Here is a 13,639-nt window from a genome sequence, read left to right on the forward strand (position 1 = left end):
TTGGCCGGGGTGGTGTTGAACAGCTTGGAGTAGAACTCGATCGCGGTATCGAGATCATCGACATTGAGCGCGAGCTGCATACGGGACATGACCATCACCTTCACCTGTGAGACATATATCGAACTACTGACACCTGCAGGGTGCCACCTTTTCGACATATGTCAAGTCCCGGGGTATGGTCGGGTCATGCCCAAGACCTTGCCGATGGTCGACATCAGTGCCCCTATTTGCTGCGCACCGGTGTCGGCGGCCCCGCTCGATGACGACACCGCGCTGGAGATCGCGTTGCGGCTCAAGGCGCTTGCCGATCCGGTCAGGATCAAGCTCGTCTCGATCCTGCTCGCCGATACCGGTGACGGAATCTGCACCTGCGACCTCGCGACCGCGGTCGGCCTCACCGAAGCAACCACAAGCCACCACCTAGGGCAGCTGCGCAAGGCCGGGATGGTCACCCCCGACCGACGAGGGATGAACGTCTACTACCGAGCGCAACCGGACTCGCTGGAAGCACTGCGCAATGTCCTCAGCGCCACCACGGGATGCTGCTGAATCGGCCCGGGTGACGATCCTTCAGGCGGCCGTCGGCGCTCTGAGCGCGGCGCCGGTGCCGGCGACCATTCTCGGGTTGTCGCGGATCGCGATGCTGTTTCCGCCGAGCGTCCAGATCGATGGATCGCGAGTCAGATCCGCTGGTTGGCGCTGATCTGGTCAGCGAGTTGTGCGGTCAGTTCGCGGGCGTACTCGAGTTGGCGCTCGAGCTTGCCGCAGGCGTCCTCGGTGCGGCTGCGGAACTCGGTGATGATGATCAGTGCCGCATGACGCTCGTGGTCGTGGGCGTCCGGGAGCGCGAGTGTGTCTTGAGCCGCCAGTAGGGCGCGCATGTCGTCGAGCGTGAAGCCGAGGGGCTTCATCCGGCGGATGACCAGGAGCCGGTCGATGTCGGCGCGGGTGTAGAGGCGGAAGCCCCCGGCGGAGCGTGCCGAGGGGGCGACCAGGCCGACATCGTCGTAGTGGCGGATGGTCTTGACCGATAGTTCGGTGGCAGCGGCGACTTCGCCGATCTGGAAGTGCTCGGTCTCGTTGGCGGTCACTGGTGGCCCTTTCGTGGTCAGTGGGTGCCGGAGAGGTGTCCGCTGAGCCGTTGATGACGCTCGGCACTGCTGTCATTGAGTCCGATGATGGTGACGGCCTTGCCCTTTGCCTGGTACTTGGTCGTGATGGCGTCAAGGGTAGCGACCGTGGAGGCGTCCCAGATGTGTGAGCCGCTCATGTCGATGATCACGTTCTTCGGATCGCCGAAGTAGTCGAACTGATAGATCAGATCGTTGCTCGACGCGAAGAACAGTTCACCCTGCACGGCGTACACCCGTGTGTCGGGGTCGGGGTCGGCGACGTCGACGACTTCGGTGAAGTGGGCGACCCGCCGAGCGAAGAGCACCATGGCAGTGAGGACACCGACGATGACGCCATAGGCGAGGTTGTGGGTGGCTACGGTGACGACGACGGTGACAAGCATGACCGCAGTCTCGCTTTTTGGCATGCGCCGCAACGTATTCGGGTTGAGGCTGTGCCAATCCATGGTGCCGACTGACACCATGATCATGACGGCGACGAGGGCGGCCATGGGGATGAGGGCGACAATGTCACCGAGGCCGACGACCAGGATGAGCAGGAACACCCCCGCGAGGAATGTCGAGATCCGCGTGCGCGCACCGGAGTCTTTGACGTTGATCATGGTTTGCCCGATCATCGCGCAGCCACCCATCCCGCCGAAGAAGCCACTGACGACGTTCGCGATTCCCTGACCGGCGGCTTCGCGGGTCTTGTTGGAGTGGGTGTCGGTGAGATCGTCGACCAACTTCGCGGTCATCAACGATTCGAGCAGTCCGACCAGTGCCATGGTGAACGCATAGGGGGCGATGACCGTCAGGGTGTCCCAGGTCAGCGGGACGTCGGGGAAGAACAGGGTGGGCAGGCTGTCGGGCAGTTCTCCTTCATCGCCGACGTCGGGCACCGAGAATCCAACGGCCAGAGTGGCGGCAGTGAGCAGCACGATGGCCACGAGCGGGGCGGGGATCACCGTGGTGAGCTTCGGCAGGAACACGATGATGGCGATACCGGTGGCGACCAGAGGATAGACCAACCACGGCACGCCCAGCAGGTGCGGGAGCTGTGCGGTGAAGATGAGGATGGCCAGTGCGTTGACGAACCCGACCATGACGCTGCGGGGTATGAACCGCATCAATTTGGCGACACCGAGACCGCCGAGGACCAATTGAAAGACGCCGGCGAGAATCACCGCGGCGATGAGATAGTCCAGTCCGTGGCTTTTGACCAGTGGCGCAACAACGAGCGCAACAGCGCCGGTCGCAGCAGAGATCATCGCCGGCCGACCCCCCACGATCGCGATCGTCACCGCCATCGTGAACGACGCGAACAAGCCGACTCGCGGATCCACCCCGGCGATGATCGAAAACGAGATCGCCTCGGGGATCAACGCGAGCGCGACCACGAGCCCGGCCAGGATCTCGGTACGCAAGCGCCCGGGCGAACGCAATGTCGACCACACCGACTGTTGTTGAGCAGGAGAGAGAACTTCAGTTGCCATCGACATATCGCTTTCAGGGGACGTCGGGCGCGCGCCAGGGCACGGAACCGCGAACACGGATGTTGGAACTCCGGCGCCGCGCTGCGCCGTGAATCAAAGACTCTGTCGCGCAAGCTCTCACGATCATGGGCGGCGATCGATACCGCATGGAGCGGCGCAACATGCAGAACTCTACCCTTACGGGAGGGTAGGGATGCAAATCGAGCGCGGCGGATGTGTGTGAGACAAGCAAAATAAGCCGGGCCGCCGTCGACGGTGGCGATCATCCCGCACCGCGGTTCGCGGACCGGCAGTAAGTGGCCTTCTACTTGGCGTGGCATCCCCTGGCGTGAGGTGTCGGCCCGGGGCCTATCGTCGTGACTGACGGTGTGATTCCGTTCACATCCGACGACAAGTGTTGCATGATTGCAGCAGCCGAGGCACCCCACCGAGGAGGTCCCTGTGACCGAGATCGACGCCACCGATGCCATCCGATCAGCAAGCGATCCCGAGCCCAGCTCGTCATCGGAAACCGAGTCCCGACTGCTGGATGTCATCATCATCGGAGCCGGCCTGTCCGGCATCGATTGCGCTTATCGCCTGCGCGAGCAGAACCCGGACGCCGACTATCTGATCCTCGAACGACGCGCCCGCGTGGGCGGCACCTGGGACCTCTTCCGGTATCCGGGTGTCCGCTCGGACAGCGACATCTATTCGCTGAGTTATCCTTTCGAGCCGTGGCGCAAGCCGGGTGCGCTGGCCGAGGGCGCCGACATCCGGAAGTACATCGAGCACACCGCGCACAAGTACGGCATCGCCGACCAGATCCGCTTCGAGCGGCACGTGCTGACCGCGGACTGGGATTCCTCGACCGACACCTGGACACTCGGCGTGGAAGTCGGCGAGGGTGCGGACAAACGCACCGAGACCTACCGCTGCCGGTTCCTGCTCTTCGCGACCGGCTACTACGACTATGACCAGCCCTACACGCCCCGGTTCGCCGGAGCCGAGGACTTCACCGGGCAGATCATCCACCCCCAGCACTGGCCGGAGGACCTCGACTATCGCGGCAAGCGCGTCGTCGTCATCGGCAGCGGTGCAACGGCGGTGAGCCTCATCCCCAACCTCGCCGCCGACGCCGCACACGTGACGATGCTGCAGCGCTCACCGTCGTACATCTTCTCGTCGAAGCAGAAGGCCTACCTGGCACCGGCCCTCAAGAAGTTGCTGCCGCCGGCCGCCGCCCACCGCGCGATCCGCCTTCGCTATGCGACGCAGACCGCGGCGATCGTGCACCTCACCCACCGCTTCCCGAAGCTCGGGCGAAAGCTGATCCGCGCCAACGTCGCCGCGAACCTGCCCGACGACTATCCGGTCGACGTGCACTTCAACCCGTCGTACAACCCGTGGGATCAGCGCATGTGCCTGGTTCCAGACGCCGACCTGTTCAACGGCATCACCGAGGGGTCGATCGAGATGGTCACCGACCACATCGACCGCTTCGACGAGACCGGTGTGCGTCTGACATCGGGTCGGCATCTCGACGCCGACATCATCGTCACCGCGACCGGCCTGCAGCTGCTCGGATTCGGCGGGACCCGTCTGCGCGTCGACGGCGACGAGGTGAAGCCGCACGACCGCTTCGTCTTCAAGAGCCACCTGCTCGAGGACGTGCCCAACCTCGCGTGGTCGGTGGGTTACACGAATGCGTCGTGGACGCTGCGTGCCGACATGACCGCGCGGTCCGTCGCGGCCCTGGTGAAGTACATGCGCGAGAACGGCTACACCCACGCCTACCCGCACCTCGGGTCCGAACCGATGACGGCGCAACCGCTGTGGGATCTCAAGGCCGGCTACGTCGAACGGTCACCCGATGCGCTGCCGAAGTCGGGCACCCACGGGCACTGGAAGGTGCGCCACAACTACTATCGGGACGCGCTCGATCACCGCATCAGCAAGATCGACGACTCGATGGTGTTCGGGCGGATCTGAGGACGCCTCCCCGGCCCGAACCGGTTTGTCGGGACCGTCGGCGGCCGCGTTACGCCGTGTGGTCCAAACGGTCGAGATTTGGCGGCAGATGTCCGATCTCTGCTGGTCAGGCCTTGCCCGACGTGTGACGGGGCGCTGATACTCGAACTCGGCGAGCGCCTCCGCCCGCCACGACCGCGCCAGTGTCGCCGGCGCGTCGGCAAGAGGAGTTCGCCCCGATGACCTACCCGCCCGGTCCCCCGACCCACCCCTCGACGCCCTTCGGTGCGATACCTCCTCCGCCCCGAAACCGGCAGGCCCTCACCCTCGTTCTCGGCGCGATCGTCGTCGTCCTGGCCCTGGTGCTCGCGGCGGGGATCGTCTTCGTCGTGAAGGCCCGCAAGGGGGACATCTACGTACCCGGCCTCACCCTGGCCGCGGTCAACGATCCCGGCATCGACCCGTTCACCGATCCCGTCCTCGTCGCCGGAGCGGGGAACCTGCCCGCGAACGTCGCCCTGACAGCGAGGGCCGGGGCACCGGACATGGGTGGCCGCGCGGTCAACGGCACCGAGGCAGGCCTGTACGCGACCGGCGACACCATGGCCTGCGACACCGCGGCACTCAGCAACCGCCTGATGGCCGATCCGGCGAAGGCCGCCGCCTGGGCGAGCGTCTTCGGGATCAGCACGGCCTCCATCCCGCACTACCTCAACACCCTCACCCCGGTGGTCCTCACGGCCGACACCTGGGTCACGAACCACACCTACACGACGGGTCGGGCCGAACCGTTCCAGTCGGTGCTGCAGCGTGGCACGTCGGTCTATGTCGACGCCGCCGGAGTCCCGCGCGCGATGTGCTCGTGCGGCAATCCACTCGCGCCGCCGGCCTCCGCACCCCTCGGCGGGTACCGGCTCGAGGGTCAGCCGTGGCCCGGCTATCAGAGCCGCGAGGTCACCCGCATCGCCTACAACAACCAGAACGTCACCGCGGTCAACCGGACGACGACGATCGTTCCGGGCGCCCCCACGCCCGTCGCGAACGCCAACGGAGGGTCTGTCCTGCAGCTGCTGAACTTCCTCACCGGCGAGGTCCTGCCGCAAACGCTGGGCGGTCTGCTCGACCTGTCCGGACTGCCGCCGCTCTCCGAACCACTGCCCTCGCCGGCCTCGCTGAACACCCCCTTCACGGCGGGCACCGACGAGGACGCCGAACGCAACGGCCTGCTCGAGGCCGGTAACCCGGTCGCCGCCCCGGCCGTCGAGGAACGTGCCGCCGAGGACAACGGCCTACCGGTCGGCGCACCCGCCTCGGACTCGCCGGCCGACTCTCCATCGGGCGAGCCGGGGTCCGGCGTCCCGGGCTCGGCGGAGGTCCCGGCCTCCGGTGCCCCCGAGAGTCCGGCGTCCGAGAATCCCGCCGCCCAGAGTCCCCCGGCGACCGCGGCCGTCCCGACCTCGTTCAGCGGCGCCGGTGACCTGATCGGGAGCTTCGTCTTCGACGACGCGGGCCTGGCGGTCAGCTGCTCGGTCCCGGCCGGCGCGCCGTCGGGCACCATCACGCTGACGTGCAGCGACGGCGTGCCGCGCACGGTTGGTGCGACCGCACTGCAGCGGGCCGCCGTCCTCGGTGCGACCGACGCGACGGGCGTCTGGACCCTGACCCTGTCGTCCCGGTCCGTCGTGGTCCGCTCCGCCTCCTGGACCGTCGCGCAACCGGAGATCCCCCGGTCGGCTCCGCCCGCGGAGACGTCGACCGAGACGTACGAGGCACCGCCGCCGGCGGAGACCCCCACCGAGACGCCGACCACCACGGAGCCGACCACCAGCGAGTACCTCCCGCCACCGGAGGAGCCCACCCAGGCTCCCGAGTCGCCGGCGGAGGTGCCTTACTCGTCACCGGCCGCGTGATCTGGTTACGTCTCTGACCTGGTACGATGCTCCCGGTTCTGGTAGAACGCTGTGCGTGGTCAGCCGGGTGTCCCAGAGCGGGGTACGGTTCGAGCAATCGTTCAGCTACAGGTCTGATCAACCGACCAACAATGTCGCCCCGGTCACCTAACCTGAACCCCAAGACGGGTTCGCGGTCGTTCATGTCTGAGTCGGCTCATCCGGGCTGTCCGTTGACGAACCGACACCGCAGCAACCCGAAGCACGCTTTACACCCCTGCACTGGGCGCTCCCGATCTCAGCGCACGAGAAAGGAAGTCGACATGACGCCCGACTTCACCGTGGACTCGAACATCGATGACGCCTGGCGCACTTTCCAGTTGCACGTAGGTGACCGTCTGGCCAACCTCACCCCCGGCTCGACGCTCACGATCCAGCAGGACCCCCTGATCCCCGAAGGGCCCCACGGCAAACTCCGATTCACCCTCACCGGGTCGAACCGTCTGCGGTGCACCATCGCCGACACCGATCTGCACCCTACCGAGGAGTACTTCCTCGAGCATCTCGAGATACTCGCCGAGCTCGGCTGGCGTCGGCTGCGCAACGGCACCCACATCTACGAGGTGGGCCGCCGACGCGTCGACGAGGTCGCCCACACCACGGTGGCCACGCTGCGTCGGGTCTGGGAGGTCGTGCACCCGGCCTTCCTCGACCACAGCCCGGCAGCGCGCGCCGAACCGCAGATCGAGGTCGCCGTTCAGCCCTTCGACGACGACCACCTCCGGGCGCTGCTCGTCGGATCGCTCGAGGACCTGACCGGTTGCCGGATCCAGACCGACGCCGACGGTGACATCGCCCTGCCGACCAAACCGGTGTCGTCGTGGCTGAGTCCCCGGTCGGACGCCCCCCGGCTCGAGTTCTTCGCCCGCCTGGCCGGCGACATCCCCGACCGCAGGCGCGCCGCCGACATCGTGGCGGCCCAGCCGACGATGGGTTCGGCGGTCCGTGTCCACCTCCTGCAGGACGAGGTCTTCGCGACCCTGACCCTCGAATGCGCGGTCTTCCACCCCCACAACCTGGGCTCCGCGCTCGCCGAGTGGTTCAGCTTCCTCGCCGACTGCGCACCCAAGGTCATCGAGCAGATCACGCAGACCGCGGCACCCGCCCGACCCGAAACCGACGAACGCCTTCCGGATGCGCTGCAGACGTTGCTGGAACTCGATCCCGACGGAGGAAGTCTGTCCGCCCACGAGGTCGCCAAGATCTGCCGCTACAACCAGGCCGACATCCTCTCGTTCATCCACACCTGCGAGGAGCAGTACCTCACCTGGCGGCGTTCGGCGGCCGACGCGGTCGCCTCCGCGGACTCGACCGAGGCCGATGCGTGCCGGCACGAGGCCGATGCCTGGCGGGCCACGACCCACAATCTGCGCGCCGCGCTCCGGGTCGTCGTGCTGTCCGACGACGTCACCGACCGTCGTCCGACGGCCAAGTAGCCGCGAACCGGACACCACCCTCCCGCCTTCTGGGTCTTCCGGTAGTCCACCCGGAGGATTACGGTCCCGTACACGAGCGCCAGGGTGGTGCGTGCGCTATATCGGTAGTGGGTCTCCCGCGGGCGGCCCCGCCGGGCATTCCATCGGAGCAACGCATGACCCTCACCACCGACCGCAGCACGCTGACGTTCGCCTTCCCCGAACTGGGACCCGACGCCCGCCTGCATGTCGTCTTCCCGAGGACCCTGCGCGCCACCGATCCCCAGGTCAGGGCCGGACTCCCCGCCGACACCACTCTGCGCCTCGCGCACGGATCACCGACCGGCGACGCCGACGCCGTCATCCCGATGTGGCAGTCGGAGGCGACCTGGATCGACTTCTCCTCTCCGCATCAGCACCCGTTCCTGGTGATGGTCGGCGTGGACGGGATCAATGCGATCAGCGGCGAGCCGTTCACCGGAACACCCGACTTCACCACCGACGACTACATCGAGGTGCCGACGCAGCAGACCTTGGCGTCGTACCGAACGGGGACCGGTGATCTCCGGCAGTTCGTCGCCCCGTCGATCCACGCCGGCGCGGGACCCGAGGCGGGCGGCGCACTGGTACAGCTGACGGTGATACCGATGCGGGCCGAGGCCTGGGCACGGCGACGCCGCCACACCTCGGCGAGCGCCTGCGTGCTCTGCGGCATCTCCCGGGCCGAGCAGGCGCGAGCACAACCGCGAACCGCGGCGCCTCGGGTCATCGGCCCGCTGGAGTCCGCCGACACCTGGCACCCGACCTACACGGGGTCGGCGGCCGTCCGGATCGTCAACTCGGTGATGTGGGAGTCGCTGACCGGTGGCTCCCCGCGGCACTCCCCGCTGACGTGTGCGGACTACGCCGACCATCGACTTCCCTGGCATAGGAGCTATGGCGAGTCGACCCGGCATTCGACTCCGCTGTAGATCTCACCCGGGTGTCAGGAAGGCGTCGTAATATTCGGGTTCCGCAGGTTCGCCGGCGGCCGCCCAGCACGAGGACCCCAGCCCTGAGGAGTGCGAATGTCCCCCGATTTCGATGCCGTCGTCGAGGCGGCATGGCGGGACTTCACCGACACCCTCGCCGGCCGGGTGCCGCAGCTGGTGCCCGGGCAGTCGTTGACGGTCGTCGAGGCGGCGGCCGGTGGCTGGCGCAGACGTATGACGTTCGCCGTCGCCGACGAGGACCGGTTGCGCTGCACCATCTCCGCGGGAGATCTGACGTGGACCGACAAGGACCGTTGGATGCGGCAGGCAACGTACATCGTCGACCGCGGCTGGTGCCGCCTGGAGGGACGCAGCGCCTTCTGTTACGAGGTCGCCGACGATCGTTTCGGTGACCTCGCCCGCGCCGCCGTACGCGCTCTGCGCGAGGTGTGGGGAGTCATCCACCCGTCGTTCGTCAGCATCGGCGACCCGTCGTACGCGCGGCACCATCTGGCGTCGGGATCGGCCGACATCGAGACCGCCGACGACCCCGCGGCCGACCGGCACGGCCGCGAGTTCGGGACCCACGCGCTCGATTCCGAGACCACCAACGCCGACACCATCCGCTTCGCCTCGCTGGCCCGTCCGCTCGATGCACCCGCCGAGAGTGGGGTCGTACCGCAGTCCAAGGACCATCTCGTCGAACTGGTCCGCGCGGCGATGGCCGCGGCCGGCCGGCCGGTGGTGATCAGCCCACGCAAGGCGATCTTCCTGCGGTCGTCGGGTACGTCGTTGCTGCGGCCGACACGGGATGCGCGTGCGCTGGAGATCGTCACGATCCTCAGTTCCGCAGTACCGCCGCCATCGGTGCTGGGGATGCTGATCTCCGAGTTCTCGCCGCGCTGGCCGGAGATCGCGGTGGTCGTCCGCAACGGTCTCGTCTACGCGCAGCGTCGCCTCGATGTGGCGGTGTTCAGTCCCGCCAACCTCGACGCCGCGCTGCGGCGGTGGGACGAGTTCGCCGCCACCGCCCGCGCCGAGATGATCACCCGACTCGAAGGCGACAAGAAGTCCACGCACCGGTGTCGTGGTGAGCGTCTCCCCGGAGCGTTGCTGGCACTTCTGCGCGTCAACCAGAAACCGGGCAGCAAGCTGTCGCCCAGTACTGTGCTCATCGCCTGCCGCCGCGACCCCGAACGCGTGCACGAGTTCTTCGACATCTGCGCCGCGGAGATGCGTGAGTGGATGGACAACTTGGCGTCTGCCCGCAAGGCCGAACTCGGCGAGGAGGAGATCGCCTTCTGCGAGGCGGAGCACCGCGCCTACGCGGAGGTGGCGCAGTTGCTCCTCAGCGCGATGGAGCTGACCTGACCGTCAGGCGGTCGATGCGTACGACATGTGTACGACGCCGTTGTCGAAGGACTCCGTCCCCACCAGGGTGAGCGGCAGGTCGGCGAGACCGTCGAAGAGGCGCGCGCCGCTACCGAGGACCACCGGGTAGACGAGTAGGTGCAACTCGTCGATCAGCCTGTCGCGCAGCAGGGCTCGGACCAGCGTGCCGCTGCCGCTGATGTACAGGTGGTGGGATTCCTTGAGTTCTCGGATCCGCTCGGGGTCGTAGCCACCGATGGCCTCGGAATTCTGCCAGCCCGTCGCCTCGTCGAGCGTCGAGGAGACGACGTACTTGGTGGTGTCGTTGAAGAACGGGGCGCCCGGGTCGTCGTCGACGGTCCGTTTCGACCAGGCCGGACCGAACATCTCGAAGGTGTTGCGGCCCAGCAGGATTCCGTCACATTCGCCGGTGATACCGCCCAGGACCTCGCCCATCCGGTCGGTGAACCCGTACGGCATCGTGAAGGCGGGGTTCTCGTAACTGCCGTCGAGGGTGACGAACTCGTGGACGTGGATCTTTCCCATCGGGATGCTCCTGTGCTCGCGGTCTGCGTTGGTGTCACGATGTCAGACCCGAGGTCCCGCCGGAACTCATCGGTGGCGATGGCCGGGCCCGCCGAAACGACCTCCGGGCCGGAGGAGGGTCGATTAGGGTTCGGCGCAGCGGGTCCGCAACGAGGCGACCCCCGGAGGAGGTTCTCGTGGCCACCGTCCACACTGCAGCAGGTCCGATCGATTCCGCCGATCTCGGCAAAGTGCTTGTGCACGAGCATGTCTTCATCGTCGGCGAGGAGTTCCGGCAGAACTACCAGGACGACTGGGACGAGGACGCGAAGGTCGCCGAGGCCGTCCATGACCTGGCCGAGCTGAAGGAGCTGGGGATCGACACGATCCTCGATCCCACGGTCCTCGGACTCGGCCGGTACATCCCGCGCATCCAACGGATCGCCGAGCAGATCGACCTCAACATCGTCGTCGCGACGGGGCTCTACACGTACAACGACATCCCGTTCCAGTTCCACTACGCCGGCCCCGGGTTGCTGTTCGATGTTCCCGAACCGCTGGTCGATCTGTTCACCAAGGACCTCACCGAAGGCATCGCCGACACGGGGGTCCGCGCCGCATTCCTCAAGTGCGCCATAGAGGAACAGGGGCTGACGCCCGGCGTCGAGCGCGTGATGCGAGCCGTCGGCCAGACCAGCGCGCAGACCGGTGCGCCCATCACCGTGCACACCAACCCGCACACCCAGTCGGGTCTGGTGGCGCAGAAGGTGCTGGCCGAAGAGGGTGCCGATCTCACCAAGGTGGTCATCGGCCATTCCGGCGACAGCGTCGACCTCGACTACCTGATGAAGATCGCCGACGCCGGCTCGATCCTGGGCATGGACCGATTCGGTCTCGACCTGCTGCTGCCGTTCGAGGACCGGGTGAACACGGTCGCCGAACTGTGCAAACGCGGCTACGCCGACCGCATGGCACTCGCCCACGACGCGTCGTGCTTCATCGACTGGTTCGACCACGAGGCGAAGAAGCAGGCGCTGCCCAAGTGGAACTATCGCCACATCAGCGACGACGTCCTGCCCGCGCTCCGCGAGCGCGGCGTCAGTGACGCCGACATCACGACGATGCTCGTCGACGTCCCGCGCCGCTACTTCGAGTAGCTGCTCAGGCCAGGGATCGCTGGTAGCGCCGCATTCCGCGCAGCCAACGGTCGTAGTCGGCACCCTTCTGGCGGTACATGTCCAGCACCTCGGCGTGCGGCAGGATCAGGAACCGTTCGTCGGCAACGGCTTCCAGCACGATCGCGGCCACCGCACCCGGGGTCAGGACCTCACCGGCGGTCTCGACGGCCCTCTGCATCAGCTTCTGATCCGCGGTCGCCGAATCGTCGTCGGGCCGCAGCAGCTTGGTGTCGACGCCCATCGGGCACAAACAGCTGACGCGGACACCGTCGTCGCCGTGGGTGATGTTGAGCCACTCGGCGAAACCGACCGCGGCATGCTTGGTGACCGAGTACGGCGCGTTGCCGATCTGGGTCAGCAGGCCCGCGGCCGACGCCGTGCTGACGAAGTATCCGCCGCCCCGCTCGACCCACTCCGGCACCAGACGACGCGCCGCCCGGATGTGGCTGCGCAGGTTCACGTCGAGCGCCAGATCCCACATCGCCTCGTCGGTGTCCAGGCCGCCGCCACGTCCGATACCGGCGTTCGCGAAGTACAGGTCGACGGGCCCGTAGGTCGACTCGGCGAGGCGGACCGCGGCGTCGATGTGGTCGTCGCTGGAGGCATCGCCGGCGATCGCGACCGCGGCCTCCCCGAGTGCGCCGGCGACGCTTTCCGCCGATGCCGCATCGAGGTCGGTGACCACGACCTTCGCGTCCGCCTCGACCAGTGCGTGCGCGAGCGCACCACCGATCCCGCCCCCGCCGCCGGTGACGATGGCAACCCTGCCTGCGACGTCCATGGGAATCTCCTTCGATCGGTGAGTCTGGATAAAGACCTACCAGACGTGCCAGCCGTCTCCGACGGACGACCCGTGCCGAAGGGCTCGCGTCCCGGTCTGGCCACGGACTACCGGGGCGCTTTCCGTGAGCTCGATGCCATCCGCCGAAGTGCGGTCCGGTTATCTCCCAGGACATCGGTGACAGTTCTGCATCAAGACATCGGTGACAGTGTTGGGGGTCTTGGTGGTGACACTTCTTCATGAAATGCCCGCGAGGCGTCACTCTGCGTGAGCCTCGCGTGTCGCGGTGCCGACGAGGGGGGCCTGACGCAGTTGCTCGACGGATCGCGCGCTCGGTGACGGTCAGCAGCACCCTGTCGTGGCGCTGAGGACGTTGCGCAGTGCTTCCAGCGAGTCCGGTTGCGCTCGGTAGTAGACGTTCATCCCTCGTCGGTCGGGGGTGACCATGCCGGCTTTGCGGAGCTGCCCTAGGTGGTGGCTTGTGGTTGCCTCGGTGAGGCCGACCGCGGTCGCGAGGTCACAGGTGCAGATTCCGTCACCGGTATCGGCGAGCAGGATCGAGACGAGCTTGATCCTGACCGGATCGGCAAGTGCCTTGAGCCGCAACGCGATCTCCAGCGCGGTGTCGTCATCGAGCGGGGCCGCCGACACCGGCGCGCAGCAAATAGGGGCACTGATGTCGACCATCGGCAAGGTCTTGGGCATGACCCGACCATACCCCGGGACTTGACATATGTCGAAAAGGTGGCACCCTGCAGGTGTCAGTAGTTCGATATATGTCTCACAGGTGAAGGTGATGGTCATGTCCCGTATGCAGCTCGCGCTCAATGTCGATGATCTCGATACCGCGATCGAGTTCTACTCCAAGCTGTTCAACACCACCCCGGCCAA

Annotated in this window: 12 protein-coding genes and 2 pseudogenes; 8 read left to right on the top strand and 6 right to left on the bottom strand. The window is 66.9% G+C overall.

Annotated elements, in window-relative coordinates:
• Positions 1-89: pseudogene (locus BJF87_RS26885) on the bottom strand (glyoxalase/bleomycin resistance/dioxygenase family protein); the annotation flags it as partial.
• A 97-nt stretch (positions 90-186) separates the two neighbouring features.
• On the opposite strand from BJF87_RS26885, the gene BJF87_RS18170 reads away from it, so the two are divergent.
• The gene (locus BJF87_RS18170) at positions 187-549 is read left to right on the top strand and encodes an Rv2640c family ArsR-like transcriptional regulator (RefSeq protein ID WP_075863687.1); all 363 of its coding nucleotides are present in this window, start codon (positions 187-189) and stop codon (positions 547-549) included.
• A gap of 131 nt (positions 550-680) precedes the next feature.
• Here BJF87_RS18170 and BJF87_RS18175 read toward each other — a convergent pair whose 3' ends face one another.
• Entirely contained in the window at positions 681-1,091 is a 411-nt protein-coding gene (locus BJF87_RS18175; RefSeq protein WP_035755927.1) for a MerR family transcriptional regulator, read from the bottom strand.
• 17 nt (positions 1,092-1,108) lie between these two features.
• Positions 1,109-2,608: a SulP family inorganic anion transporter gene (locus BJF87_RS18180; RefSeq protein ID WP_075863689.1), complete on the bottom strand. Its 1,500-nt coding sequence runs from the start codon at positions 2,606-2,608 to the stop codon at positions 1,109-1,111.
• 441 nt (positions 2,609-3,049) lie between these two features.
• Between BJF87_RS18180 and BJF87_RS18185 the strand changes: the two genes are divergently transcribed.
• The 5 genes from BJF87_RS18185 to BJF87_RS18205 all read left to right on the top strand — a co-directional run bounded on the left by BJF87_RS18185 (position 3,050) and on the right by BJF87_RS18205 (position 10,264).
• Positions 3,050-4,579 carry an NAD(P)/FAD-dependent oxidoreductase gene (locus BJF87_RS18185; protein WP_081790177.1) on the top strand — a complete coding sequence of 510 codons (1,530 nt, stop codon included), beginning with the start codon at positions 3,050-3,052 and terminating at the stop codon, positions 4,577-4,579.
• Positions 4,580-4,797: 218 nt separating this feature from the next.
• Positions 4,798-6,468 carry a DUF6777 domain-containing protein gene (locus BJF87_RS18190; protein ID WP_075863690.1) on the top strand — a complete coding sequence of 557 codons (1,671 nt, stop codon included), beginning with the start codon at positions 4,798-4,800 and terminating at the stop codon, positions 6,466-6,468.
• A 302-nt stretch (positions 6,469-6,770) separates the two neighbouring features.
• A complete protein-coding gene (locus tag BJF87_RS18195) occupies positions 6,771-7,943 on the top strand; it encodes a TY-Chap domain-containing protein (protein WP_075863688.1) in 1,173 nt (390 codons plus the stop codon).
• Positions 7,944-8,098: 155 nt separating this feature from the next.
• Positions 8,099-8,893, top strand: coding sequence for a hypothetical protein (locus BJF87_RS18200; protein ID WP_006357767.1), 795 nt, complete (start codon positions 8,099-8,101; stop codon positions 8,891-8,893).
• A gap of 96 nt (positions 8,894-8,989) precedes the next feature.
• Positions 8,990-10,264, top strand: a complete 1,275-nt coding sequence (locus BJF87_RS18205; protein WP_006357766.1) for a TY-Chap domain-containing protein — start codon at positions 8,990-8,992, stop codon at positions 10,262-10,264.
• A 3-nt stretch (positions 10,265-10,267) separates the two neighbouring features.
• Here BJF87_RS18205 and BJF87_RS18210 read toward each other — a convergent pair whose 3' ends face one another.
• Positions 10,268-10,810 (bottom strand): dihydrofolate reductase family protein, encoded by a 543-nt coding sequence (locus BJF87_RS18210; protein WP_006357765.1) that lies wholly within the window; start codon positions 10,808-10,810, stop codon positions 10,268-10,270.
• A 176-nt stretch (positions 10,811-10,986) separates the two neighbouring features.
• Here BJF87_RS18210 and BJF87_RS18215 point away from each other — a divergent pair, with 176 nt between their 5' ends.
• Positions 10,987-11,946: a phosphotriesterase gene (locus tag BJF87_RS18215; protein WP_006357764.1), complete on the top strand. Its 960-nt coding sequence runs from the start codon at positions 10,987-10,989 to the stop codon at positions 11,944-11,946.
• A 4-nt stretch (positions 11,947-11,950) separates the two neighbouring features.
• Here BJF87_RS18215 and BJF87_RS18220 read toward each other — a convergent pair whose 3' ends face one another.
• Both BJF87_RS18220 and BJF87_RS18225 read right to left on the bottom strand, forming a co-directional pair.
• Positions 11,951-12,748: an SDR family oxidoreductase gene (locus tag BJF87_RS18220; protein ID WP_006357763.1), complete on the bottom strand. Its 798-nt coding sequence runs from the start codon at positions 12,746-12,748 to the stop codon at positions 11,951-11,953.
• A gap of 342 nt (positions 12,749-13,090) precedes the next feature.
• A complete protein-coding gene (locus BJF87_RS18225) occupies positions 13,091-13,453 on the bottom strand; it encodes an Rv2640c family ArsR-like transcriptional regulator (RefSeq protein WP_075863687.1) in 363 nt (120 codons plus the stop codon).
• Positions 13,454-13,550: 97 nt separating this feature from the next.
• Here BJF87_RS18225 and BJF87_RS26890 point away from each other — a divergent pair.
• Positions 13,551-13,639, top strand: a pseudogene (locus tag BJF87_RS26890) (glyoxalase/bleomycin resistance/dioxygenase family protein); the annotation flags it as partial.

The sequence above is a fragment of the Gordonia sp. CNJ-863 genome (genome assembly GCF_001942325.1).
GTDB classification, from domain to species: domain Bacteria; phylum Actinomycetota; class Actinomycetes; order Mycobacteriales; family Mycobacteriaceae; genus Gordonia; species Gordonia alkanivorans.

Excerpts from the sequence above, each read along its gene's own strand:
- BJF87_RS18170 (WP_075863687.1), top strand. The coding sequence starts at position 187 with ATGCCCAAGACCTTGCCGATGGTCGACATCAGTGCCCCTATTTGCTGC.
- BJF87_RS18180 (WP_075863689.1), bottom strand. The coding sequence starts at position 2,608 with ATGGCAACTGAAGTTCTCTCTCCTGCTCAACAACAGTCGGTGTGGTCG.
- BJF87_RS18190 (WP_075863690.1), top strand. The coding sequence starts at position 4,798 with ATGACCTACCCGCCCGGTCCCCCGACCCACCCCTCGACGCCCTTCGGT.
- BJF87_RS18195 (WP_075863688.1), top strand. The coding sequence starts at position 6,771 with ATGACGCCCGACTTCACCGTGGACTCGAACATCGATGACGCCTGGCGC.
- BJF87_RS18200 (WP_006357767.1), top strand. The coding sequence starts at position 8,099 with ATGACCCTCACCACCGACCGCAGCACGCTGACGTTCGCCTTCCCCGAA.
- BJF87_RS18205 (WP_006357766.1), top strand. The coding sequence starts at position 8,990 with ATGTCCCCCGATTTCGATGCCGTCGTCGAGGCGGCATGGCGGGACTTC.
- BJF87_RS18210 (WP_006357765.1), bottom strand. The coding sequence starts at position 10,810 with ATGGGAAAGATCCACGTCCACGAGTTCGTCACCCTCGACGGCAGTTAC.
- BJF87_RS18220 (WP_006357763.1), bottom strand. The coding sequence starts at position 12,748 with ATGGACGTCGCAGGCAGGGTTGCCATCGTCACCGGCGGCGGGGGCGGG.
- BJF87_RS18225 (WP_075863687.1), bottom strand. The coding sequence starts at position 13,453 with ATGCCCAAGACCTTGCCGATGGTCGACATCAGTGCCCCTATTTGCTGC.